The following is a 23,484-nucleotide window of genomic DNA, read 5'->3' as shown; positions in this document are numbered from 1 at the left end:
GGTGCCTCTCGCCATTCATGAATCACTAGAAGGGGATGCGTGCTGACGGTGAACATGCGGCCTCAGGGCGCCCACCCTCCGGCAGGCGGCCTTCCAGACGCATGGGACGACCCTCGTGCACGGCTGCTCCATCCAAGAGACGTGTCCCTGGCCCGACTGACTCCACCCACCCCACCCCATTGCTTCAGGTCCATGCAGCTCCCCAAGTCAGGCCAAGAGGGGGCTGGATGTGAGGCAAGTCCAGCAGGGGCGATACTGTCCAGAAGGGCTGTTCCTGGCGGTCCGCATCTGGGGCCAGGGGGCGTGTGACTTCGCGATCACTCTCCTACCTGGGAGGACTCGGACTCCAGGGCAATGACTCGCGAAATGCGAAGCATTGGCGTGGCATGCGTGTTGAAGCCGCATTGCCAGGGTCCTGGCCCGGGAGACGCCCGATGACTTCCATTTCCATCACCGAGTACGAAACGCGCCTCTATTGGCAAGGCGAGCGGGGTGCGGTGCTGACGAGCGACCAGGCGCCCCCCGTGCCCATCGGTCCGCCCATGAACGGGGTGGTCGACACCACCCAGGGAGGATGGGCGCCGGAGGCCCTGCTGCTGGGCGCGGTGGAGGGGCGGGCCCTCCAGGCCTTCCTGGATGACGCCTGGGAGGCGGGCGTGCGCGTCCTCTTCTACCAGAGCACCGCGATGGCCCGGCTGGTGAGCGGTGGCCCGGAGCATGCCCCCTGCTTCACCGACCTCATCGTGCGCCCCCACGTCGCCGTGGCCAGCCCGTCGGAGGCCGAACGGGCGCGGCAGCTCTTCGCGGCGCTGCCCATGCGCTGCTTTCCCAGCTCCATGCTCCACCTCACGCCGCGCATCGAGGCGGTGGTGGAGGTGTGGGCCGCGCACCGGTCCTCCCTGGCGGACGGTGACGGCCGCGCCTCCCCGGACGCCGACGATTTCGCGCCCGCGCCGGGCGGATGACCCGCGGTCGCGGGCGTTCGTTGAGAACCACCCAACCGGCCGACACCGGGAGGCCGGGCCCGGTGCCCGGACGGGGTGGCATGCGCAGTGTGGGAGCACATGCCGACGAACCCACAGACGAACCCACCGACGAAGCCCGTGACGGAGCCGGAGCCGAAGCCCACGCCTGAAATCGAGCCGCCCCGGCCCGCCGTCCCGGAGAAGGATCCGCCGCAGCGGGAGCCCGAGCGCCGGGAACCTCCGCCGCCCCAGCAGGACCCTGAGATCGAACCGGGCATCCAGGATCCGCCCGCGCATGATCCCAACCGCCCCGGACCGCCGGACATCATCGCGGCGCCAGCGGTCCTCTGAAGGATGGACACGGGCGCCGCGTCCGCCAGACGTGGCGCTCCGCCCTCCACGGGGCGTGTTGCTTCGTGGGGCCGGGGCCCCGGTCAGGACCGGCCGTCCCGGACGGCGATGCAAGTGGAGGCGAGGGATCGTAGAGTCCGCCGCGCTCCTCGCGCGTCATGTCCACTCCGCCACCGCCGCAAGCCCTGCTCCGGGCCCTCGCGTTCGTCCTCGCCTGCGGTGCGCTCATGGGCGCGTTGGCCCTGGGGACTGGCGGCTGGGCCCCCGCTCCCCGCATCGCCGTCCTGGTGGCGGGCGCGGTGGTGCTCGCGACGGGCGGCGTGTGGGTCGCCCTGCGCGCGCTGGCCCGGACGCGGGAGGAATGCGCCCGGGCCCTGAAGCGCGCGGATGACGCCCGGGCCCTGCGCGACGCGGTCATGGACATCACCCCGGTGGGGTTCGCCTTCTTCGACCGGGACCTCCAGTACGTGCACGTCAACGCCGCGCTGGCCGCGATGAACGGCCTGCCCGTGAGCGCGCACCTGGGCCGCCACGTCACCCAGGTGCTGCCCGCGCTGGGCACCGTGCTCGCGCCCCGGCTCGCCCGCGCGCTGGAGACGGACACGCCCCTGCAGGACGTCAGCCTCCAGGTGGAGACGCCCGCCGCCCCGGGCGAGGCGCGCTTCTGGTTCGGCGGCTATTCGCGCGTGCGCGGCTCCGGCGGCGAGGTGCTGGGCGTCATCGCGTCCCTGTCGGAGGTCACCGAGCGGATGCGCGCCGAGCAGTCCCTGCAGGAGCACGAGGGGCGCCTGGACGTGCTCACGCGCTCGCTGCCGGACTACCTGTGGGGCGGCAAGCTGCGCGGCGGCGTGCTGCGGGACTTCTACTGCACGCCCGTCATCGAGCGCACCACGGGCTACCCCGCCAGCGCCTTCACCGGCACGGGGCCGGAGGGCACGCCCGCGCCGCTGTGGGCGGAGATGATCCACCCGGAGGACCGGGCCCGCTACCGCGAGTGCATCGAAGGCATGTCCCCGGGCGCGGAGGCGGAGGTGGAGCACCGGCTCATCTGCGCCGACGGCCGCGTGCGCTGGGTGCGCAGCCGCGCCGCCGCCTCCGGCCTGGACGCGCAGGGCGCCGTGCACCTGGGCTGCGTCGTCACGGACGTCACCGACCGGCGGATGGCGGACGACCTGCGCCAGCGCCTGCACGACAGCTTCCGCCGCTCCGCCACCGAGTGGCGCCGCACCTTCGACGCGGTGTCGTCGCCGCTGGTGGTGCTGAGCGCGGACGGCGTCGTCCACCGCCTCAATGGCGCCGCGCTCGCGCTCTTCCAGGAAGCCGACCCCTCCGGCCAGCCCCTGTCCTCCACGTCGGACGCGCCCCCCTGGTCCAGCGCGGGGCCGCTGGTGGAGGAGCTGCGCCAGACGCACGGCAGCGCGAACCGGCAGGTGCACGACGCCGCGTCCGGCCGCACCTGGGAGCTGGCCGCCGCGTGGGTGGACGAGGCCGGCAGCGAGGACCCGCGCATCATCCTGGTGGGCACGGAGATCACCCGGCTGCTGGAGTTGCAGGCGCACGTGCGCCGCAGTGAGACGATGGCCGCGATGGGCGCCATCGTCGCGGGCGTGGCCCACGAGGTGAGAAACCCGCTGTTCTCCATCTCCGCCGTGGTGGACGCGGTGGAGGCCACCTTCGGCACGCGCCCTGAATTGCAGCCCTACCTGGACGTGCTGCGCGGCGAGGTGCGCAGGCTCACGCACCTCACCCAGGAGCTCTTTGAATACGGGCGGCCCGCGCGGGGCGAATGGACGGACGGCGCGGTGACGTCCGTGGTGTCGGAGGCCCTGTCCTCGTGCGAGCTGGCCGGGGAGAAGGCGGCGGTGAAGCTCACGCGGCACCTGGCGGACGGGCTGCCCCCGGTGCGCATGGATTCGCGCCGCCTGTTCCACGTCTTCCGCAACGTGGTGGAGAACGCCGTGCAGCACTCGCCCCAGGGCAGCACCGTGCACATGGCCGTGGAGGCCGTGGAGGAGGCGGGCCGCGCGTGGGTGCGCTGCACCGTCCATGACGGGGGGCCGGGCTTCAAGGCGGAGGACCTGCCCCACGTCTTCGAGCCCTTCTTCAGCAAGCGCCGGGGCGGCACCGGCCTGGGGCTGTCCATCGTCCAGCGCATCCTGGAAGAGCACCAGGGCCGCATCCGCCTGTCCAACCTCCCGGCCGGAGGCGCCGAGGTGACCATCCTGCTGCCCGTCGGTCCCCCGGCTCCCGGCCCTTCCCCTGCTTCCCGCGCCCCATGACCCGCACCCGCATCCTGCTCGTGGACGACGAGCCCGGCGTCCGCCTGGGCATGAAGGGCTACCTCACCCAGCACGGGTTCGACGTGGATGAGGCCACCAGCGTGGCCGAGGCCCAGGAGGGCTTCCGCTCCCACCGGCCCGACGTGGCCGTCATCGACTACCGGCTGCCGGACGGCACCGCGCTGGAGCTGCTGCCCCGGCTCAAGGAGATTGACGCGGCGGTGCCCCTGGTGGTGCTCACCGGCCACGGCTCCATCGAGCTGGCGGTCCAGGCCGTGAAGGAGGGCGCCGAACAGTTCCTCACGAAGCCCGTGGAGCTGGCGGTGCTCAAGGTGGTGCTGGAGCGGCTGGTGTCCCAGCGCCGCGAGCGCCAGCGCCACGCCGCGGACCGCTCGCGCACGGCGCGCTCCCAGGTGGATCCCTTCCTGGGTGACAGCGCCGCCATCCGGGCCCTGCGCGACCAGGCGGAGCGCGTGCGCGACAGCGACAGCCCGGTGCTCGTCACCGGTGAGACGGGCAGCGGCAAGAGCGTGCTCGCGCGCTGGCTGCACGAAGGGGGCGTGCGCAAGGACGCGCCCTTCGTGGACCTCAACTGCGCCGCGCTGTCCAAGGATCTGCTGGACTCGGAGCTGTTCGGCCATGAGAAGGGCGCCTTCACCAGCGCGGTGGCCGCCAAGCAGGGCCTGCTGGAGGTGGCGGACCGGGGCACCCTGTTCCTGGATGAGATTGGCGACATGGACGTGGCCGTCCAGCCCAAGCTGCTCAAGGTGCTGGAGGAGAAGCGCTTCCGGCGCGTGGGCGACGTGAAGGACCGGCGCGTGGACGTGCGGCTGGTGGCCGCCACGCACCAGGACCTGTCCCTGGCCTCGCGCGAGAAGCGCTTCCGCAGCGACCTGTACTTCCGCATCAGCACCCTCATCCTCCACGTCCCCGCCCTGCGCGAGCGCGCCGAGGACGTGCCGGTGCTCGCCCGCCACTTCCTCGCGGAGATGGGCGGCGCGCGCGGCCGGGGCCAGGTGGCGCTGGAGCCCGACGCGGAGAAGGCCCTGATGGCGTACGGCTGGCCGGGCAACATCCGGGAGCTGAGGAACGTGCTGGAGCGCGCCGTGCTCCTGTCCGGGGCCAGCCGCCTGTCCCGGGGCGACCTGAGATTCGAGTCCGTCCCACACGAGGAGCCCCTGGGCGAGGACCTCACCCTGGAGGAGCTGGAGCGCCGCCACATCGAGCGGGTGATGGCGCGCGAGGGCGGCCACGTGGAGCGCGCGGCGACGAAGCTGGGCATCTCCCGCAGCTCGCTCTACGCGAAGCTCAAGGGCTGGCAGCACCGGGGCCCCTGAGGGACGGGGCCGCCGCAGCCCTGCCGCCGTCCGGATTCCGGAGGACATTCCAGAACCTGGAATCCGCCGGCGCGCTGGAGCCGGTCCACCGCGCCAATCCCGCGCATTGACTGGGATTGGGCCGCGCGAGCGTCCATGGCACACCCACTGCACTGCCCTGGGGCATGCACGGGAAAATCCTCCTCCTCGATTCGAAGCCCCCGGTTCGTGGGGCGACGGCGCGCCACCTGACGGCCGCGGGCTTCACCGTCTTCACGGCCCGCACGGATGCGCAGGCGCGCAGTCAGTTGGACTCCAACCTGTTCGACGCGGTCATCATCGACCATCCGTTCGGCCGGCCCGGGATGGACGAAGGGCTGACGTTCGCGCGGGAGCTGCGGCTCCAGGACGCCATCGTCCCCATCCTGCTGATGACGGCCCTGCCCCTGGACGAGGTGCGCCAGCTTGCGTGGGCCAGCGGCGTCACCAAGCTGCTGCCCAAGCCGCAGCTGATGCCGGTGCTCATCCTCCACCTGTCCGCGCTCATCCCCCACGCGGCCAACGAGGATGAGCTGCACCCCATCCCCATGCGGGAGTGACGCGCCGCACCGCGCCACGGGCGGATCCGGATCCTGGAAAATGGATTCCGGTAGCTGGACGCATCCGCCCCGTCCGCGCCGCCATGCCGTGCAAGCTCCTGGAAGTACTCAGCCCCCCCTGCCGTCCCGAAGCTGGCCCCCTCCTTGCCCATGTCCCCCTGCGTGCCCCGGAACCTGTTGATCATCGATGACGAAGCCGTGCTGTGCTGGGTGCTCGGCCGCTTCTTCGTCAGCGCGGGGTACGCGGTGGACTCGGCCTCCGACCTGGACGGGGCGCTGGAGCGGGTGACGCACGGGCACTACGACCTGGTCATCAGCGACTTGCGGCTGAGCGGGACGCTGTCCGAGGAGGGGCTGCTCATCGCGGAGCGCCTGAGGGAGGCGTCCCCCGCCACGCGCATGGTATTGCTGACGGCGTTCGCCACCCCGGAGCTGGGCCGCCGGGCCCGGGCGCTGGGGGTGGACCTGGTGCTGAGCAAGCCCCAGCCGCTGCCTGCCCTGGCCGAGCACGTCTCGCAGTTGCTGTCGCCGCGCTAAGGAAACGCGCGGTCCCCGTCCTGTAGGTACCCATGGAATCACCCCGCTCCGCCCCGTCCCCCACCTCCTCCCGCGGCGCCCCGCTCCTCGCTCGCGCCTGGACGCGGGAAGACGTGAACGCGGCCCCGTCGCGCCCAGGCGTCTTCTCCACGAACGTGTCCTCTCCGGGTTTGGCGACGGGCAGCGCCAGGGGTCTGCGCCCACGGACCCCGCCGTTCCTCGGGCGGCGGCGTCGGGCCCTTCCGGGTCGCGGGCTGGCGATGCTGCTGGCGGTGGGCCTGACGCTGGGCGCGGCGTCGGGGGCGGACGCGCAGCCCACGGTGTCGCAGGCCATCGACGTGCAGCAGTACAGGCCGGGTCCGGGTGCCCATGACGTGCTCGGGCTGAACAGCGCCCGCGTCGCACCGCACCTGACGTGGAACGTGGGCGCGTCGCTCAACTACGCGCACCAGCCGCTCAACTTCTACGACCCGCGTGAGGACGCGTTCGTCTACCACATCGTGGAGCGGCAGCTGTCGCTGGACCTGATGGGCGCGGTGTCCCTCTTCGACCGGCTGGAGGTCGGCGTGGTGCTGCCGGTGACGACCACCGGCTCGGAGCCCGCGGGCGCCGTCGCGGAGTCGTTCGCCAACGGCGTGGGCAAGACGGGCCTGGGCGACCTTCGCGTGGTGCCCAAGCTGGCGCTGCTGTCGCGGGGCTCGCTGAACCTGGCGGTGCTGGCACCCTTCACCCTGCCCACCGCGGGCGGCTCGAACTTCCTGGGCGCGGACGGGCCCACCTTCCAGCCGCGCGTGGCCGGTGAGTGGGCCACGCCGTCGCTGCGGCTGCTCGCCAACGTGGGCGTCAACCTTCGCCAGACGGAGCAGCTTCGCAACCTGCGCGTGGGCAACGAGTTCGCGTTCGGCGTGGGCGCCGAGGTGCCCATCACCCAGGCGCTGTCCGCCCAGGCCACGCTCGCGGGCGCGGTGGGCTTGAAGGAGTCCAACACGGAGGAGATCCCCCTGGAGGTGCTGGGCGCGGTGAAGTACCGCTTCGCCAACGGCTTCGCCGCGCACGTGGGCGCGGGTCCCGGCCTGACGCGGGGCTACGGCACGCCCGCCTTCCGCATCCTCGCGGGTCTGAGCTTCACGCCGGGAGGCCCGAAGTCCGCGCCCCCCTGCGCGCTGGGCCCGGAGGACTTCGATGGCTTCCAGGACGAGGACGGCTGCCTGGATCCCGACGACGACAACGACGGCATCCCCGACGTGAAGGACGTCTGTCCCATGGATCCGGAGACGGTGAACGGCTACCGCGACGACGACGGCTGCCCGGACTCGGTGCCGGAGATGAGGCCCACGGCGGAGGGCACCACGCCCCCGCCCGCGCTCACCCTGCCGCCCGCGCCCGCGGACATGGATGGGGATGGCATCCCGGACACGGAGGACCGCTGCGCGACGGCCCCGGAGGACGTGGACGGCTTCGAGGACGCGGACGGCTGCCCGGATCCGGACAACGACCGCGACGGCATCCCGGACGCGGCGGATCAATGCCCGCTGGAGGCGGAGGTCATCAACGGCGTGAAGGACGACGACGGGTGCCCCGACAAGGGCGAGTCCAAGGTGCGCCTGGAGGGCTCGCGCATCCTCATCCTGGACAAGGTGTACTTCGCCACCGGCAAGGACGTCATCCTGCCCAGGTCCTTCAGCCTGTTGCAGCAGGTGGCGTCCATCCTCCGCACGCATCCGGAGCTGGAGCGCGTGCGAGTGGAGGGCCACACCGACAGCCAGGGCGACGACGCGAAGAACCTGGACCTGGCCCAGCGGCGCGCGAACAACGTGCGCGACTGGCTGATGAAGAACGGCGTCTCCGGGACGCGCCTGGAGGCCGCGGGGTTTGGGGAGACGAAGCCGGTGGACACCAATGACACGCCGCTCGGCAGGGAGAACAACCGGCGCGTGGAGTTCAACATTCTGAAGACCGCCGACACGGCGGAAGGGGTGACGCCGTGAGGGGAAGCACCACGCCGCTGATGCTGACCCTGGCGCTGCTCGCGTCGCCCGCCGTGGGCCTCGCCGCGGAGGCGGACGGCCCCTGCGGAGGCCTGACGTTCGACCAGGGGCGGATTGGCACGGGCCACGTCCTGGAGCCCCGGGGCCCCCAAACGGAGGCGTGCCTGCGCGAGGTGGCGGACGCGGTGAAGGCCCGCCCCGCCATCCGGAGCCTGACCGTGGCCGCCAGGCTGCCGGACGCGGAGCGGCTGGATGGCCAGGGGCTCGCCGTGGCGAAGGCGGCGGCGGAGGTGCTGGTGACGGCGGGGATTCCGCGCACGCGGGTGTCCTTCGTGGCGCCCCAGGGCGCACCCGGCGCACCGGGGCAGTTGCAGCTCGCCTATGTGGAGCGGCCCACCCAGCCGGCGGTGGCGCGGCTGCGCACGGTCAGCGGGCCTGTGTCCGCGGGGCTGGAGGAGTCGGCGATGCGCTCGCGCGTCGCGGGGGATCCGCTGCACGCGGGCGAGCTCGTGGCGACGGGGAGGAACGGCCGGGCGGAGCTGGCCCTGGCGGACGGCAGCGGCGTGTTCCTGTCGCCGGAGAGCGCGGTGCGCCTGGGCACGCTGGAGCTGACGGCCGAGCGCCAGCGCAAGGTGCTGCTGGACCTGGTGCGCGGCACGGTGGAGACGGAGGCGGCGCCCGGCGGCGCGGGCTCCGTCTTCGAGGTGCGCACGCGCGGCGCGGTGGCCGGGGTGCGGGGCACGCGCTTCCGCGTCGTGCAGCAGGAGGACGGCACCAGCCGCGTGGAGACGCTGGAGGGCAATGTGGCCCTGGGCGTGGACGCGGCGTCGGTGGACGTGGGCGCGGGCTACGGATCGCGGGCGAAGCCGGCCCAGGCGCCAGAGGCCCCCCGGGCCCTGCTGGCCGCCCCCGTGCTGGAGCAGCCCCGGGGGGGCGTGTACCCGACGGTGCCCGCGCTCGTCTGGAGGGCGGTGGCCGGGGCGAAGGTGTACCGGGTGGAGGTGGCCGACTCGGCGGACTTCGCTGGCGACGTGAGGGTCCAGGAGTCGGCCACGCCGACGCTGACGGGAGCGACGCCGGGCCCGGGCAAGTGGTTCTGGCGGGTGCTGGCGGTGGACGGGGACGGCTTCGTAGGCTACCCCTCCAAGATCTTCAGCTTCGACATCCCTGGATGAGATGACGCCCACCTCGCGCGGTCCCCTGCCCCTGCTGTCCTCGCCCCCGGTGCTGCGCGGACTGGGCGCTGGCGTGGGCCTGCTGCTGGCGGTGGGCTCGGCGGTGCTGGGGGGCGCGCCGGGCCCGGGCGAGCGCGCCCTGTACGACTTCGCGGTGAGCCACGTCCTGTCGCCGCTGCCGCCCACCGCGGACCTGGTGCTGGTGGAGGTGGACGACCGCGCGCTCGCGGCGCTGGGCGAGCGCTGGCCGCTGTCGCGCGCCACCTGGGCCCGGGTCTTCCAGGCGCTGGAGCGGCAGCGCCCCGCCGCGGTGGTGGTGGACATCCTCTTCGACCAGCCGGAGCCCCGCGACGCGCTGGACCTGGGCGAGGACGTGCTGGAGCGCCTGCGCGGCTCCGGGCTCACCGACCTGCCCGCCGCCGCGAAGCTGGCCTCCGATCTGGAGGCGAGGCTGCATGCCCAGGACGGGGATGCGCGGCTCGCGGAGACCTTCTCCGCGCTGGGCACCGTCATCCTGGGCAGCATGGCGCTGACGGACGAAGGCGGCGGGATTCCCCCGGAAGGGGACTCCCTGGCCCCGGTGCCCCTGCGCGCGGACGGGCTGCGGCTGAAGGCGAAGGGGCTGAGCACGAACCTGGCCCCGCTGCGGCTGACGGCCTGGGGCAGCGGGACGCTGAACGTGCTGGTGGACGCGGACGGCGTCATCCGGCGCTACCCCTACGCGGTGGAGGCGGGCGGTCGCGCGTGGCCGTCGCTCGCGCTGGCGACCGCGCTGCGCCTGTGGCCGGAGCGCTCCGAAGCGCTGCTGCGCGTGGCGGCCACCGACGACGGGGCGCCCCTGATGCGGCTGCCGTCGACGGACTGGTTGCCGCGCGTGAGCCTGGCGGACGTGCTGGCGGCGGGGCCGACGTCGGTGGGGCTGGACCTGGCGCTGCGGGAGAAGGCCGTCTTCGTGGGCGTCACCGCCACCGGGCTGCATGGGCAGAGCACCCTGCCCGGCCAGCTCGCGGTGCCGGGCGTGGAGATCCACGCGTTCGCGATGGACAACCTGCGCTCCGGCCGGGTGCTGCGCGCCACGGGATGGCCGGCGCTCCTGGGCGTGCTGGAGACGGCCGCGGTGCTCGCCCTGCTGCTGTGGCGGCGGGGCCGCGCGCGGACCATGGGCGCGGTGGTGGGACAGGCCGCGGTGCTGCTCGTGGCGCACACGGCCTTCGTGGGCTGGCTGCTGGCGGACCCGGGCTGGGTGGTGCCCCTGCTTCCCGGCGTCGTCGGGCTCGCGCTGGTGACGCTCGCGGAGTCGGTGGCGCGCACCGAGGACCTGCAACGGCAGCGCGGCGCCCTCAAGCGCCTCTTCGGGCGCTTCCCGGGTGAGAGCTCCGTCCCGCCTCCAGGTGGGCCGATGGCCGCCGGGGACGAGGAGTCTTCGCGCTCCCTGCCCGGAGATTCGCGCAGGTAGCGCGTCCGGGCCGCGACGCCGCCCGGTCGTCGGGTGGGCGCCCCGGCAACAGGCCCGCCCGGACGGAGGGGCCCTGGTACGGGAGGGGGGCAGGCGTGGCACCATGGCCGAGAGCCATGCCGCGCTACGCCCTCATCGCCGAACCGGATCCCCACCGCGCCACGGCGCTCGTCGCGCTCGCGACCCAGGAGGGCCTGGAGGGTGTCGTCGCGCGCGACGGCGCGGAGGCCCAGGAGTGGGTGCGCCAGCGCGGCGCCCCGACGCTGCTGGTGACGGACCTGGCCCTGCCGAGGGTGGACGGGTTCGCGCTGCTGGCGTGGCTGCGGGGACGCTCGGACGCGGGCGGCATGGCGGTGGTGGTGGTGACGGCCTTCGACGAGCTGCGCGTCCGCGCCTGGCAGCTCAAGGACGCGCTCGGCATCCACGCGCTCCTGAGCCGGCGCGCGGACCCGGACGCCATGCGGGACGGCGTCCGACGCGCGCTCGCGGGGCAGCTCGCCGGGGGCGGCCTGACGGAGTCCAGCGCCGAGGAGGAGCAGCATCGCCTGGCGCGCATCGACGAGCTGCGGCTGGTGGACCCGGGCCCGCCCGACGCGCGGTTGCAGGAGCTGGTCTCGGAGGTGGCCCAGGCGTTCGGGGTGCCCGTCGCGCTGCTCACGCTGGTGCTGGGGGACCGCCAGTGGTTCAAGGCCCACGTGGGCCTCACGGGCTCGCTGGCGCGGGAGCGGGGCACGCCGCGCGACTGGGCCTTCTGCCACCACGTGGTGCAGGGCCGCGAAGCCATGGTGGTGCCGGACGCCACCCGCCACCCGGTGTTCCGCGACAACCCGCTGGTGCGCGACGGCGTCGTCGGCAGCTACGCGGGCGCGCCGCTCATCACCGCCAGCGGCGACGTGCTGGGCTCGCTGTGCGTCATCGACACGCGGCCATTGATGCTGGGCCCGGAGGACCTCGCCGCGCTGCGCGAGCTGGCGGCCCGCGTGGCGCAAAGCCTGGAGTCCACCACGGCCGGCCACCGGCCCCGCACGCCCCCGCCGCGCGGGGGGGGCCAGTCGGAGCCGGTGCTCAACGAGGCGAGCGCCCTGGCGATCGTGCGTGAAGCGGTGCGCGCCCTGGACGTGCCGGTGCTGGTGGTGGCCCCGGGCCGCAAGCCCTACGCCGCCAACGCGGCGCTGGCGGAGCTGCTGGGGCTCCCCGAGGAGCGGCTGTCGGGCATGTCCTTCGACGCGCTGTGCCAGCACGTCGCCAACCTGGGCGCGGATCCCGGCGGCACGCTGCGGCAGCTGGACCTTGCGGCGGAGTCCTCGCGCGGGCTGCACCTGACCCTCACGCTGGAGCGCCCCCGGCCGCGCGTGGTGCGCTGGGTGGCGCGCCCCTTCGTGGTGCCCGGCGGCGTCGCGCAGCTGCTGTCGTTGATGGACCTGCGCATCGGCTCCGACCTGAAGGGCGAGCGCGAGGGGCTGCTGCGCCAGGACGCCCTCACCGGGCTGGACACCCGACGCGCGGGCGAGGAGCGGCTGTCCAAGGAGATTGGCCGCTGCCGCCGGGAAGGCCTGCCCTTCAGCCTGGTGCTGGTGGACCTGGTGGAGCTGGGCGCGCTGAACCGCACGCGCGGCTTCGACGCCGGGGACGGCGCCCTGCGGGAGCTGGCCCGGCACGCGGACGGCCTCTGCCCCCCACCGGGCTTCGCGGTGCGGTGGACCGGGGACACGCTCCTGCTCGCGCTCCCCGGCGCGGACGCGGTGGGCGCGGAGGCCGTACGCCAGCAGTTCCACGACGTGCCCGGCGTGCCCCAGCGCGTGTCCGTCGCCGTGACGGTGCAGGGGGAAGAGGATCCGCACGGCACGCTGTCCCGGGCCCACGCCGCGCTCGCCCGCGCGAAGCCGGACCGGGCGCCGACCTCCGGACGCGGCGACTGAGCCCCCCGCCTGGCGCCAGGACGCCGCGCATGTGCGCGGTTGAAGGTCTGTTGCCAGAGCACACAGGCGTCATCCTCCAGAGCGGCTACAGCCACGAGGCATTCCTGCGCAACCTGGACTCCCCGCTTCCTCGGAAAAGCACCTCTGAGCCAGCCCTTCCGGAGTCACCCATGAAGCAGCGCCTGAATCGCCGTCCGTCGTTTCTATTGCGGCTGCTGGTGAGCGCCACCGCCGGCTTCGTCCTGGGAGGCGCGGTCGTGGCCCGTGCCGAGTCCCCAGCGCAGTCCCGCGAGGAGGAGGCCTCGGAGCAATCCGCCATGGCCTCGGGGCTGCTTCCCAGCTTGATCCCGACGCTGGTGACGTGTCCGTTCGGCGAACTCACCACGACGTACTCACCGGGCATCACCTACACGCCCCGGACCTCCACCGTCTCCGTCTCCGGGAGGTTCTCCTGCCTGACGCTGTCGGGTGAGGCGGTCTCCAGCGCCACCGTGAGCGCCGCGTCGCCGCCGGTCACCATCACCTGCGCCAACCTGCTGAGCGGGGGCTTCGCGCAGACGACCCTGACGTGGAACACGGGCGAGACGTCCGTGCTGGCGCTGAACGTGCAGAAGGTGGAACTCAACGGCACCACCACCGTGCAGACGTTCAATGGCGTCGTGGCCTCCGGCAAGTTCTTCGGCGCGAACGTCGTCCGCGCCGTGACCTACCTCACCACCGACCTCAGCGCGAGTTGCTCCTCGCCCAACGGCCTGACGCAGACCCGCAGCCTCTCCACCACGATGGCCCTGCTCAAGCCCTTCTGACAGGGGGCCGTGCAAGCCCTTCTAATCGGACGGTCAGCGCCTGCCAGCACGCTCGGGGGAGGCCGGATGCGTCAATGGCGTGAAAGTCACGAAGGCCCCGGCTATCGAAGGGCCTTTCCGCCTTCCGCGCGCATCTGGGACCCCGACGATGATTCCCTTCTCCGTACTCGACCTGTCGCCCGTCATCGCCGGGGGCGACCCTGGACTCGCCCTCCGCTGCACCCTGGACCTGGCCCGCCACGCGGAGGACTGGGGCTACCAGCGCTTCTGGCTGGCGGAGCACCACAACATGACGGGCATCGCGAGCGCGGCCACGTCGGTGGTCATCGGCTACGTCGCGGGGGGCACGTCCCGGATTCGCGTGGGCGCGGGGGGCATCATGCTGCCCAACCACGCGCCGCTCGTCATCGCCGAACAGTTCGGCACCCTGGAGACGCTCTACCCCGGCCGCATCGACCTGGGGCTGGGCCGCGCGCCCGGCACGGACCAGCGCACGTCGCAGGCCCTGCGCCGCAGCCTGATGGGCTCCGCGGACACCTTCCCGCAGGACGTGGTGGAGCTGCAGGGCTACTTCAAGGACCCCACGCCGGGCCAGGCCGTGCGCGCGGTGCCGGGCGCGGGCCTGCACGTGCCCCTGTGGCTGCTGGGCTCCAGCACCTTCAGCGCGCAGTTGGCGGCCGCCCTGGGCCTGCCCTTCGCCTTCGCGTCGCACTTCGCGCCCGCGCAGATGATGAGCGCGCTGCACCTGTACCGCACCCAGTTCCGCCCGTCGGACGTGCTGAAGAAGCCGTACGCGATGATTGGCGTCAACGTCTTCGCCGCGGACACGGACGCGGAGGGCCAGCGCCTCTTCACGTCGCTGCTCCAGGCCTTCCTCAACCTGCGCCGGGGCCGCCCGGGCCCCCTGCTGCCGCCGGTGGACAGCCTGGACGGTCAGCTGGACGAGCGGGAGCTCGCGGAGATTGAGCACATGCTGGCGTGCACCGTGGTGGGCTCCCCCGCCAGCGTGCGCGAGGGCCTCCAGGACCTCATCGCGCAGACGGGCGCGGACGAGCTGATGGTGACCGCGCAGATCCACGACCACGCCGCGCGGCTGCGCTCCTTCGAAATCGTCGCCCAGGTGCGCGACGGCCTCACGCGCGCGGACGCGCCTCCCGCACCGTCCCCGCAAGCCGCGCGATGAGCTGCGCGTCGCGGCTGCCGAACACGCGCCGCGCCCCGTCCGGCAGGCCCAGCACCAGGTAGTGCTTCTCCTCCACCAGCAGCAGCGCGGCCATGGAGGAGAAGAGCCCCAGCGCGGTGAGGGCGAGCCCCACCTCGAAGGCGCCCTGCATCGCCGTGACGGTGACGGACAGCCAGGACAGCAGGGGCAGCCCCACCGCCCCGCCCAGGCCCACCGCGAGCAGGTACGGCCACAGCTTCGGCGTGCGGCGCACCGTCTCCACCTGCCGCACGTCGCGCAGCGCCCAGGCCCGGGCGCCCACGACCAGCCGCTCGCGGGTGACGCGCACCTGCCCCGCCTGGAAGAGCGACGGCTCCCCCGCGTCCACGGGCGGCTGCGACGGGGGCTCCGGCCGCCGCTCCACTTCGCGGACCGGGGCGACGGGGTACAGCACGGTGACGACGGCCATTGGTTCACCCATGGGTGGTCTCCAACGAGGGAAATTGCGTGCGCAGCAGGGTGCGGAGCTCATCGAGCGGACGGCCCAGCGCGAAACATGCACGGGCCCCCTGACACAGGGCGCGGGACACCAGGCGCTCGTCCGCGAAGGGCAGGAGCACGAGGATGGGCACCGCGGCGGCGCAGGCCCGGGCGCGCGTCAGGATGGGGAGGATGGCCTCGCCCCGCTCCACGTGCGCCAGCACCAGGTCCGGCCCCGCCGCGTCCGTCGCGTCCAGGAACAGGGCGATGCCCAGGTCGCCAAGCACGTCCGCCAGCAACGATGCCAGGGACTCATCCGCACCGAGCAGCAAGGCCCGGGTTGTGCGCAGGGACGCCACGTCCCCACACCACAGCAACGTCCATGCCGGAGATACCGTCCCCCGGGGCTCCCGAGTGATCGCCGGTGGACCCTGGCAATCCGCCAGGACGCCGTGGCGGATTGCCAGACCGGGGCGCGGCGCACCGGGGCGCCTAGTGTCGTTGGGTGGACTCCGGGGCGGTGTGCGCCGGGACCGTGTCCCAGGACGAGCCCGCGCGCGGAAGCTCGAACCAGAAGGTGCTGCCCCGGTCCCGCTCGGACGTGACGCCGACGCGGCCCCCGTGCCCTTCCGCCAGCTTCTTGACGGTCGCGAGCCCCAACCCCAGCCCCTCCGCGACGCCGCCGTGCGCGCGGAAGTAGGGTTCGAACAGCGAGGACAGGACCTCCGGGGCGATCCCCGGGCCCGTGTCGCGGACGTGCGTGCGGATCATGCCGCCAGACTCCACCACCTGGAGGGTGATGCTCCGGGTGGGCGCGTTGCCCATGTACTTGATGGCGTTGCGCACCAGGTTGCCGAGCAGGCTCAGGTAGACCCCGGGACTGCAGGCGACCAGGACCGGAGGCACGGGCTCGCAGTGCAGTTCGATGCCGGCCTGCTCCGCTTCCCCCTCGAAGCCCGCCAGCAGATCCGCGATGGCGGCCCTGGGTTCGGTGCGGGCCCCCGGGTCCGGCCGCGCCCCGGAACGGGCGAAGTCGAGCAGCGCGCCCGTGATGGCGTCCGCGCGGGACAGGCTGCGGATGATGCGCTGGATGGGCGCGCGGGACGCCTCATCCGGACTCTTGCGCACGGCGAGCTCCGCGGACAGCCGGGCCGAGGACAGCGGGTTGCGGATGTCGTGGGCGACGCGGCCCGCGAACTGCTCCAGCTCCTCCGCGCGGGCCTCCAGGAACCGCGTGTGCTCGTCGCTGAGCGCGCGCCGGGCCTGCAGCTCCCGGTGGACCAGCCGCGCCACGACCACGGCCAGGATGCCGCAGACCACGTTGAGGCCCATGGCGAGCCACAGCGTCTGCCGGCGGGTCTCCCGGATGCGCTCCGCCAGCTCCCGTCCGCGAACCGCGTTCTGTTCGATGGCGCGCGTGACGTCCTCCAACAGGAGCCGCCCCGGAGGCTCCACCTCCTCGTCGAACAGCGGCCCCTCCCCGGCCTCCGGGTTCGCCTCCGCGACGGTGCGCGCGCGCGTGACGGCGTTGTCGAAGCGCAGCCAGGACTCCTGGATGTCCATCCGCACCGCCTCCTCGCCGGGGAAGGACGTCAGCGCCATGTACCCGCTCAGGCCCCGCCGCGCCTGGGCCAGGGCCGCGTCCAGGTCCCTTCCCAGCTCGGGCCGGCGCTGGGTCTCGTTGATGAACCGCGCGAGGACCAGCTCGACCTCCAGGACCGACCTGCGGACGATCGCCAGGTGTTCGATGCTCGGCGCCGAGTTGTAGATGATGTCCTCGGACAGCACGGCGACCTCCGCGGAGGAGCGCTGCACGACGAGGCTCGTCGCGAAGAAGCTCCCCACCACGGCGGCGAAGGCGAGGACGAGCATCTTCCAGGACACGTCGGTCCGGCGCGGCGACGAAGAAGGCATGTCCATGCGATGGGCCCGCCCGGCGCGCACGTCAAGCCATCAAGCCTCCAGGGTTCGGAATCAGACCTGCGCCTGCTCGCTTGGGATGAGGCGCGGCGCTTGGGGTGTTGCCTTTGGAGTGTCACCCGTCATCCCCACCGCCAGGAAGGAGCACCCCCATGTGGATTTCCTTCGCCATCGCTGCGTTCACGGCCCTGTGGCTGGGAGTGATGCTCCTCCAGGACGGCCTCCATGGGGTGTCCGTGCTCATGGTCCTGGCCGGGTTCGGACGCTGGCTCTACACACGCATGGACGCCTTCGTGCTGCGCGTCCATGGCGCGCGCCGGCTCCACTTCGAGGAGGCGCCCCGGCTGTACACGCTGCTGGCCCACCTCAGCATCGCCGCGAGGATCCCCTCGCCCCGCCTCTACGTGATGCGGCGCGAGCAGCCGAACGCCTTCTGCCTCGGCGCGGGCCCCCGGGCCGCCCACCTCGTCCTGACGAGCGCCGCGCTCGAGGAGCTGGATGAGGCGGAGCTGTGCGCCCTGGTCGCGCACGAACTCGCGCACATCGCCCGGGGCCACACGCGCCGGGCCACGCTCGTCGCCGCGCTGGTCGCGATGATGGCGCGGTGCGCGAAGCGCGCAGGATGGCGGGGCGGCACCTCGGGCAGGTTCGCCAGGTTCGCCGACCGGATGGGGGCGCCGCTTGAGCGGGACTTCATCGCCGACCGGGACGCCGCCGGGCTCTTGGGAGAAGCCCAGGACCTCGCGGCCCTGCTGGGCCGACTGAAGGCGCATGCTCCGTGGAGCGGGCCGCGCGCGCTGTCCGACGCGGGCCTCGGCTTCACGGTGCCCGCCGGGGATGAGACTTGGGAGCGCGCCCTCGACGAGCGCATCCACCGGCTCCAGCGGGTGGCGGACGAACAGCACACGCGACGCGCGAAGCCCATCCTCCGCCGCTCGCTCCACCGGGGCTCGCGCTTCCATCCCCGCGTGGAGGTACCGGGGCGCAGGACGCGGGTGCATCCATTGAGGGGCAAGCGGCTGACCCGCATGGACGGCGGCTCGCGCTCCGGGCCCCGGCTGCCTCCGGGCAGTCCCAGGGGCACCCACCCTCCCGACCGGACAGGCGGACCTCCGGCCGCTTCCGGCCCGGCGTGACCGGACAGCCGTCCGCCTGACGCCTCCCGGGGGCGGGGCCCGAAGCATTGCTCCCACCCCGCCCTCCCCCCACCTTCCCTTCATGATGGTGACAATCGCGCTGGGCGTGGTGGTGATCGCCATCATCCTGCTCTCCATCGACCGCATCCCCACGGAGGTGAGCTCGCTCGCCATCGTCGTGCTGTTGGTGCTGAGCGGGCTGCTGACGCCTGGCGAGGCCCTCTCCGGGTTCTCGAACGAGACGGTCGTCTTCATCTTCGCGCTCCTCGCGTTGACGCAGGGGCTCAGCGCGACGGGCGTGATGCAGATCGTGGGACGGCGGCTGCTCTTCTTCGCGCGGTTCAGCCCGCAGGTCTTCATCGTCATGCTGCTGGTGGCCGTCTGCGCCTTCTCCTCCGTCGCCTCGAACACGGCGGTGACGGCGGCGTTCCTCCCCGTCGCGACGGCCGCGTCCGCGCAGGCGAAGGTGGCCTCGCGCAAGCTGCTGATGCCCATGGCGTTCAGCTCCATGCTGGGGGGCACCATCTTCCTGTTCGGCACGTCCACCAACCTCGTCGTCAGCTCGGCGATGGAGCAGTGGGGGCTGGGGCGCATCGGCTTCACCGAGCTCACGCCGGTGGGGCTCCCCCTCGCCGTCATCGGGATTGGCGCGACGCTGCTCCTCATGCGGTGGCTGCTGCCCACGCGCGAAGGTGATCTGGGCACGGGAGCGCTGCCCCAGCGGGAATACGTGACGGAGGCGGTGCTCACGCCCGGCTCCCGGCTCGCGGGGAAGGAGCTGCGCCAGCTCACGGAGGGGCTGGGGGTCCCCGTGCGGGGCATCATGCGCGACGGGGCCATGCGCCCTCCCGACCCCAGCGAGCTGCTCGAGGCCCAGGCGCACGTCATCATCGCCGGCACCCTGGCGGACATCCTGCGGGTGAAGGACCTGCGCAGCATCGGGCTCAGTGCGGACCTGCGGATCCCCGAGGACTCCCGTCAGGCGCACACCCTCACGGAGGTGTCCGTGCCGCCCACGTCGGCCCTGGCGGGCAGGTCCCTGCGGGACATCCGCTTCGCGCAGCGCTACGGGCTCGTGGCGATGGGCATCCACCGTCACCCCACGCTGCAGGGCTCCCAGCAGCACCTGAACCTGATGGGGAACCTGGCCGCCGGGGACGACCTGAAGAACATCCCCCTGTCGGTGGGGGACATGCTGCTGGTGGGTGGACCGGAGCGGCGGGTCCGGGAGCTCGCGCGGGACGAGGAGCTGACGGTGCTCGGCAGCGTCGAGTACCAGCGCCCGCGCTACCGGCGCGCCCTGCTCGCGGTGCTCATCTTCGCGACCACGGTCGCGGTCGCGGGGCTGCGCATCACCTCCCCCGCCATCGCGGGGCTGGCGGGGCTGCTGGCCATGGTGGCGACAGGCTGCGTCGACACACGCACGGTCTTCCGCGTGGACTGGCGGGTCATCATCATGATTGGCGCGCTGCTGGCCCTGGGGCTGGCGGTGGAGAAGAGCGGCGCGGGCGAGTTCATGGCGCGCGCGGTGCTGCCCATCGCGGGCGTCGTGGGGCCGCGCGGGGTGCTCAGCGTGATCATGATCGCCACCATCCTGCTCTCCATCCCCATGAGCAATCAGGCCGCCGCGCTGGTCATGCTGCCCGTGGCCATCCACTCCGCGATGGACATGGGGCTCGACCCCCGGGCGTTCGCGCTGGGGACGTGTCTGGCCGCGTCGTGTTCGTTCCTCACGCCCCTGGAGCCGTCCGCCGCGCTCGTGTACGGGCCCGGGCGCTACCGCTTCGTCGACTTCCTCCGGGTGGGCACGCCCCTCACGGTGCTGATGCTCATGCTGCTGACGTTCGCGGTGCCGCTCGTGTGGCCATTCACGCGGAGCTGAGGCGCCGGGGTTATCGCTCCCGCTCGCGGCGGTGGATGGTGGACACGTCGATGCCCAGCAGCTCCGCGGCGCGCGTCTTGTTGCCGCCGCAGTGCTGCACCATCCAGTGGATGTATTCGCCCTCCAGCTTGCGCAGGGGCCACACCCCCTCCTGCGCCAGGGCGAGCGGGTGCGCCTCCGGCTCCGGCACCGGCGCGTGGGGCCGCAGGTCGTCCAGCTCCACCGTCTCCCGGGGCACCAGCACCACCAGCCGCTCCACCAGGTTCTCCAGCTCGCGCACGTTGCCCGGCCAGGGCATGGCGCCCAGCGCGGCCACCACCTCCGGGGACAGCGCCGTCACGCGTGAGCGCGGGTTGCGCGCCCGGGAGCGCGCGGTGAAGTGCTCCACCAACTGGGGGATGTCCTCCCGCCGCTCCTTCAGCGAAGGCACCCGCAGCGTGACGACGTTGAGCCGGTAGAACAGGTCCGCGCGGAAGCGCCCCTCCCGCACGCGCGCCTCCAGGTCCTGGTGCGTCGCCGCCACCACGCGCACGTCCACCGTGCGGTGCGCGTCGGAGCCCACCGCGCGCACCTCGCCGTCCTCCAGCACGCGCAACAGCCGCGCCTGGAGCTCCGTGGGCATGTCGCCAATCTCATCCAGGAACAGCGTGCCCCCGTGCGCCTCCACGAACAGGCCGCGCCGCACCGACGTGGCCCCGGTGAAGGCGCCCTTCACGTGGCCGAACAGCTCGCTCTCCAGCAGCGGCCCCGGCAGCGCGGTGCAGTTGACGGCCACGAAGGGGCCGGGCGCGCGCGGGCCCTCGAAGTGGAGCGCGCGGGCCACCAGCTCCTTGCCGCTGCCGCTCTCCCCGCGCAGCAACACCGGCGCCGCCGCGTGCGCCACCCGGTCGATGAGTTCGTACATCCCGCGCATGGGGACGCTCCGGCCCACGAGCGCGCCCATGCCGGAGCGCTCCTGCGACGCCTGCTTCAGCGCCCGGTGCTCCGCCCTCAGCCGCCGGTCCTCCAGCGCGCGGCCCAGGTACAAGCGCACCTCGTCCAGGCGGAAGGGCTTGGTGAAGTAGTGGTAGGCGCCCCGGCGCATCGCCTCCACCGCGCTCTCCACCCCACCGAAGGCCGTCATCAACAGCACCGGCAGCTCCGGGTCCACCGCGCGCGCGGCGTCCAGCACGTCCAGGCCGTCCACCTTCTCCATGCGCAGGTCGCTCAGCACCACGTCGTACACGCGCGAGCGGATGAGCGTCAGCGCCTCCTCGCCCCCCGTGGCCAGGTCCACCGTCCAGCCCGCATCGGCCAGCGGCTCCTGGAGCATGCGCCCCATCTCCACGTGGTCGTCGACGACCAGGATGCGCGCGTCAGCCGGCTTGTCGTTCGACATGTCGCTCCTCGGGCGCGGCGCGGGCCACCGGCCACAGCACGGTGACGCGCGTTCCCTGCCCCGGCGTGCTCTCCAGCTCCACCCGGCCCCCGTGGTTCCGCACCACGTGGGCCACCATCGTCAAACCCAACCCCGTGCCCTGGCCCCGCTTCTTCGTGGTGAAGAAGGGGTCGAACACCTGGTTGAGGCGCTCCTTCGGAATGCCGCACCCATCATCGCGCACGGTGAGCGCCACCAGCCCCCAGGCCCCCTCCTCCTCGCCCACCAGCGCGGAGGCGGACACCTCCACCCGCCCGCCCTCGCTGCACGCATCACACGCGTTGAGCGCCAGGTTGAGCAGCACCTGCTGGAGCTGATCCGCGTCCGCCGCCAGCGCCGGCACCGACTCCGGCACGTCCAGCGTCAGCGCCACCTGGCGCCGCTCCGCCTCCACGCGCAGCAGCTCATGCACGCTGTGCACGACCGGCCCCAGCGCCACCGGCCGCACCATGGCGGGCTGCAGGCGCGAGAAGTCCAGCAGTTGGCGCAGCGTGCGGCTCACCCGATCAATCTGTTCGATGATGACGCCCACGCCTGGACCCTGCGGATGCGAGGGGCCCAGCTTCCCCAGCACGTACTCCGCCCGCCCGCGCACCACGCCCAGCGGCGTGCCAATCTCATGCGCGATGCCCGCGGCGAGCACGCCCACCGTGGCCAGCTTCTCCGCGCGCAGCAGCTTCGTCTCCAGCGCGCGCACGTCGCTCAAATCCTCCACCACCAGCAGCGCCCGGACCTCTTCCTCCGGGTCCCCCGCCGACAGCGGCACCGCGTGCAGGTTGTACGTGCCCTCCTCGCCAAAGAGCGCCAGCGGTTCGCCCAGCAGGCTCAGGGGCCGGTCCTCCTGGCGCGCGGACGCCACCAGCGCGGACAGCCGCGTCAGCACCGGCTCCGGCGCCCCGGGGAACGCGGACGCCAGCGGGGCCCCGGTGACGTTGCCGGGCACGCGCGAGCGCAGCGCCTGGTTGACGCCGCTGATGCGCCCGTCCGCCGTCAGCGCCAGGACGCCCGTGGGGATGTGGTCCAGCATCTTCCGCGTCTGGTCATGGAGCGCGGCCAACTGGGCCGCGTGCCGCCGGCTCTCGCGCAGCGCCACCGCCCGGCGCCGGGCCAGCACCACGTACACCGCGAAGGTCACCAGGAAGAACGCCACCAGCCCGCCCGCGCCCAGCAGCCGCACCACCAATGACTGCTCGTGCGAGCGCAGCGCCTCCGTGGACACCAGCGTGGCCACCGCCCAGTGGTTGCCGCCGCGCATGCGGATGGGCGTGTAGACGGCCACCACCTCCGCGCGCCCCATCCCCAGCCGCTCCGCCTCCTGTTCGGACAGCGGCAGCATGCCGCGCGCGCCGGCCTTCAGCCGCGAGACGAGGAACGCGAAGCCGGGCACGCCCGCGTCCTTCTGGGCCGCGCGGCCGAACCACTCCGCGAGCACCGCGTCGCTCGCGGGCGTGGGCTGCCCGTGCATGCCCACGAGCAGCAGCCGCGCCTCCAGGTCCGACGTGACGATGCGCAGCGGCGCGAAGAAGGACTCGGTGTCCACCAGCACCGCCACCGCGCCCTCGGGCCTGCCGTCCTTGGCCGGCAGCGCCGTGGCGAGGATGCGCAGCCAGCCGCCGTTGGCCGCGTCCAGGATGGGGGACGTGGTGAGGTCGCCAGGAGGCCGCAGCAGCGCGCGCCGCGCCGTCTCCCCCATCTCCGGCACCAGCCCCTCGCGCGACACCTGCGAGTCCGAGCGCCGATCCAACAGCAGGAGCCGCTCCACGCCGTCGCCGTCGTACGCAGCGATGGCCTTGTACTGCCCCACCGCCTCCAGTAGCGCGCGCAGCTCGCGCCGGTGCTCCGCCAGGCTCCCCGGCTGGGACATCAGCTCGCCCGCGAACCGCAGGTTCTTGCCCACCTCCTCCAGCGAGTCGGTGACGCCCCCCACGGCCTCGTCCAGTTGCTTCTGCCGGTCCCCCGCGAACTGCTCCACCAGGGTGGTGCGACTGCGCTTCACCAGCGTCCAGACCCCCACCCCCACGCTGGCCAGCGCGGCGCACAACAGCAGGATGGGCAGGAGCGTGGACCGCATGGACGGCCCGCAACCTAACCTGACA

Annotated in this window: 19 protein-coding genes; 14 read left to right on the top strand and 5 right to left on the bottom strand. The window is 73.2% G+C overall.

What is annotated here, in order from left to right; translation table 11 throughout:
- The first annotated feature begins 434 nt into the window (after positions 1-434).
- The 12 genes from OV207_RS32140 (at position 435) to OV207_RS32085 (ending at position 14,574) form a co-directional block, all read left to right on the top strand.
- Entirely contained in the window at positions 435-965 is a 531-nt protein-coding gene (locus OV207_RS32140) for a hypothetical protein (RefSeq protein ID WP_267558818.1), read from the top strand.
- Positions 966-1,064: 99 nt separating this feature from the next.
- Positions 1,065-1,316 (top strand): hypothetical protein, encoded by a 252-nt coding sequence (locus OV207_RS32135; RefSeq protein ID WP_267558817.1) that lies wholly within the window; start codon positions 1,065-1,067, stop codon positions 1,314-1,316.
- Between the two features lie 158 nt (positions 1,317-1,474).
- On the top strand, positions 1,475-3,595 hold the full coding sequence (locus OV207_RS32130; RefSeq protein WP_267558815.1) for an ATP-binding protein: 2,121 nt from the start codon (positions 1,475-1,477) through the stop codon (positions 3,593-3,595).
- Complete coding sequence (locus tag OV207_RS32125) at positions 3,592-4,932, top strand: sigma-54-dependent transcriptional regulator (RefSeq protein ID WP_267558814.1); 1,341 nt, start codon at positions 3,592-3,594, stop codon at positions 4,930-4,932. The genes OV207_RS32130 and OV207_RS32125 overlap by 4 nt, the downstream gene beginning before the upstream one ends.
- A gap of 164 nt (positions 4,933-5,096) precedes the next feature.
- A complete protein-coding gene (locus tag OV207_RS32120; protein ID WP_193348503.1) occupies positions 5,097-5,510 on the top strand; it encodes a response regulator transcription factor in 414 nt (137 codons plus the stop codon).
- Between the two features lie 150 nt (positions 5,511-5,660).
- A complete protein-coding gene (locus OV207_RS32115) occupies positions 5,661-6,047 on the top strand; it encodes a response regulator (protein ID WP_193348964.1) in 387 nt (128 codons plus the stop codon).
- Positions 6,048-6,307: 260 nt separating this feature from the next.
- Positions 6,308-8,035 carry an OmpA family protein gene (locus OV207_RS32110; RefSeq protein WP_420715278.1) on the top strand — a complete coding sequence of 576 codons (1,728 nt, stop codon included), beginning with the start codon at positions 6,308-6,310 and terminating at the stop codon, positions 8,033-8,035.
- On the top strand, positions 8,032-9,210 hold the full coding sequence (locus OV207_RS32105) for a FecR family protein (protein ID WP_267558813.1): 1,179 nt from the start codon (positions 8,032-8,034) through the stop codon (positions 9,208-9,210). Before OV207_RS32110 ends, OV207_RS32105 begins: the two co-directional genes overlap by 4 nt.
- A 1-nt stretch (position 9,211) precedes the next feature.
- Positions 9,212-10,666 (top strand): CHASE2 domain-containing protein, encoded by a 1,455-nt coding sequence (locus OV207_RS32100; protein ID WP_267558812.1) that lies wholly within the window; start codon positions 9,212-9,214, stop codon positions 10,664-10,666.
- Positions 10,667-10,782: 116 nt separating this feature from the next.
- Positions 10,783-12,585 carry a GAF domain-containing protein gene (locus OV207_RS32095; protein WP_267558811.1) on the top strand — a complete coding sequence of 601 codons (1,803 nt, stop codon included), beginning with the start codon at positions 10,783-10,785 and terminating at the stop codon, positions 12,583-12,585.
- Between the two features lie 170 nt (positions 12,586-12,755).
- A complete protein-coding gene (locus OV207_RS32090; protein ID WP_267558810.1) occupies positions 12,756-13,391 on the top strand; it encodes a hypothetical protein in 636 nt (211 codons plus the stop codon).
- 148 nt (positions 13,392-13,539) lie between these two features.
- Positions 13,540-14,574 (top strand): LLM class flavin-dependent oxidoreductase, encoded by a 1,035-nt coding sequence (locus tag OV207_RS32085; RefSeq protein ID WP_193348498.1) that lies wholly within the window; start codon positions 13,540-13,542, stop codon positions 14,572-14,574.
- Here the strand turns inward: OV207_RS32085 and OV207_RS32080 are convergent.
- From OV207_RS32080 to OV207_RS32070, 3 genes are all read right to left on the bottom strand, one after another.
- Positions 14,525-15,034: a DUF6232 family protein gene (locus OV207_RS32080; protein WP_267558809.1), complete on the bottom strand. Its 510-nt coding sequence runs from the start codon at positions 15,032-15,034 to the stop codon at positions 14,525-14,527. The genes OV207_RS32085 and OV207_RS32080 overlap by 50 nt on opposite strands.
- Positions 15,027-15,392, bottom strand: a complete 366-nt coding sequence (locus tag OV207_RS32075; RefSeq protein ID WP_193348496.1) for a DNA-binding response regulator — start codon at positions 15,390-15,392, stop codon at positions 15,027-15,029. Before OV207_RS32075 ends, OV207_RS32080 begins: the two co-directional genes overlap by 8 nt.
- A gap of 133 nt (positions 15,393-15,525) precedes the next feature.
- On the bottom strand, positions 15,526-16,953 hold the full coding sequence (locus OV207_RS32070; RefSeq protein WP_267558808.1) for a sensor histidine kinase: 1,428 nt from the start codon (positions 16,951-16,953) through the stop codon (positions 15,526-15,528).
- A gap of 152 nt (positions 16,954-17,105) precedes the next feature.
- On the opposite strand from OV207_RS32070, the gene OV207_RS32065 reads away from it, so the two are divergent.
- Positions 17,106-18,089 (top strand): M48 family metalloprotease, encoded by a 984-nt coding sequence (locus tag OV207_RS32065; RefSeq protein ID WP_267558807.1) that lies wholly within the window; start codon positions 17,106-17,108, stop codon positions 18,087-18,089.
- 82 nt (positions 18,090-18,171) lie between these two features.
- Positions 18,172-19,971: an SLC13 family permease gene (locus OV207_RS32060; protein WP_267558806.1), complete on the top strand. Its 1,800-nt coding sequence runs from the start codon at positions 18,172-18,174 to the stop codon at positions 19,969-19,971.
- A 10-nt stretch (positions 19,972-19,981) separates the two neighbouring features.
- Here the strand turns inward: OV207_RS32060 and OV207_RS32055 are convergent, their stop codons facing one another.
- Both OV207_RS32055 and OV207_RS32050 read right to left on the bottom strand, forming a co-directional pair.
- Entirely contained in the window at positions 19,982-21,349 is a 1,368-nt protein-coding gene (locus tag OV207_RS32055; RefSeq protein ID WP_193348492.1) for a sigma-54-dependent transcriptional regulator, read from the bottom strand.
- On the bottom strand, positions 21,327-23,459 hold the full coding sequence (locus OV207_RS32050) for a two-component system sensor histidine kinase NtrB (protein ID WP_267558805.1): 2,133 nt from the start codon (positions 23,457-23,459) through the stop codon (positions 21,327-21,329). Before OV207_RS32050 ends, OV207_RS32055 begins: the two co-directional genes overlap by 23 nt.
- Positions 23,460-23,484 lie beyond the last annotated feature (25 nt).

It is taken from the genome of Corallococcus sp. BB11-1 (assembly GCF_026626625.1).
Lineage (GTDB): Bacteria > Myxococcota > Myxococcia > Myxococcales > Myxococcaceae > Corallococcus > Corallococcus soli.
The sequence above is the reverse complement of the archived record's forward strand: the minus strand, read 5'-3'. Positions and strand labels throughout refer to the sequence as shown.

Coding starts and splice junctions, on each gene's coding strand:
- OV207_RS32140 (WP_267558818.1), top strand. CDS start 435: ATGACTTCCATTTCCATCACCGAGTACGAAACGCGCCTCTATTGGCAA.
- OV207_RS32135 (WP_267558817.1), top strand. CDS start 1,065: ATGCCGACGAACCCACAGACGAACCCACCGACGAAGCCCGTGACGGAG.
- OV207_RS32130 (WP_267558815.1), top strand. CDS start 1,475: ATGTCCACTCCGCCACCGCCGCAAGCCCTGCTCCGGGCCCTCGCGTTC.
- OV207_RS32125 (WP_267558814.1), top strand. CDS start 3,592: ATGACCCGCACCCGCATCCTGCTCGTGGACGACGAGCCCGGCGTCCGC.
- OV207_RS32120 (WP_193348503.1), top strand. CDS start 5,097: ATGCACGGGAAAATCCTCCTCCTCGATTCGAAGCCCCCGGTTCGTGGG.
- OV207_RS32115 (WP_193348964.1), top strand. CDS start 5,661: ATGTCCCCCTGCGTGCCCCGGAACCTGTTGATCATCGATGACGAAGCC.
- OV207_RS32110 (WP_420715278.1), top strand. CDS start 6,308: ATGCTGCTGGCGGTGGGCCTGACGCTGGGCGCGGCGTCGGGGGCGGAC.
- OV207_RS32100 (WP_267558812.1), top strand. CDS start 9,212: ATGACGCCCACCTCGCGCGGTCCCCTGCCCCTGCTGTCCTCGCCCCCG.
- OV207_RS32095 (WP_267558811.1), top strand. CDS start 10,783: ATGCCGCGCTACGCCCTCATCGCCGAACCGGATCCCCACCGCGCCACG.
- OV207_RS32090 (WP_267558810.1), top strand. CDS start 12,756: ATGAAGCAGCGCCTGAATCGCCGTCCGTCGTTTCTATTGCGGCTGCTG.
- OV207_RS32085 (WP_193348498.1), top strand. CDS start 13,540: ATGATTCCCTTCTCCGTACTCGACCTGTCGCCCGTCATCGCCGGGGGC.
- OV207_RS32080 (WP_267558809.1), bottom strand. CDS start 15,034: ATGGGTGAACCAATGGCCGTCGTCACCGTGCTGTACCCCGTCGCCCCG.
- OV207_RS32070 (WP_267558808.1), bottom strand. CDS start 16,953: ATGGACATGCCTTCTTCGTCGCCGCGCCGGACCGACGTGTCCTGGAAG.
- OV207_RS32065 (WP_267558807.1), top strand. CDS start 17,106: ATGTGGATTTCCTTCGCCATCGCTGCGTTCACGGCCCTGTGGCTGGGA.
- OV207_RS32060 (WP_267558806.1), top strand. CDS start 18,172: ATGATGGTGACAATCGCGCTGGGCGTGGTGGTGATCGCCATCATCCTG.
- OV207_RS32055 (WP_193348492.1), bottom strand. CDS start 21,349: ATGTCGAACGACAAGCCGGCTGACGCGCGCATCCTGGTCGTCGACGAC.
- OV207_RS32050 (WP_267558805.1), bottom strand. CDS start 23,459: ATGCGGTCCACGCTCCTGCCCATCCTGCTGTTGTGCGCCGCGCTGGCC.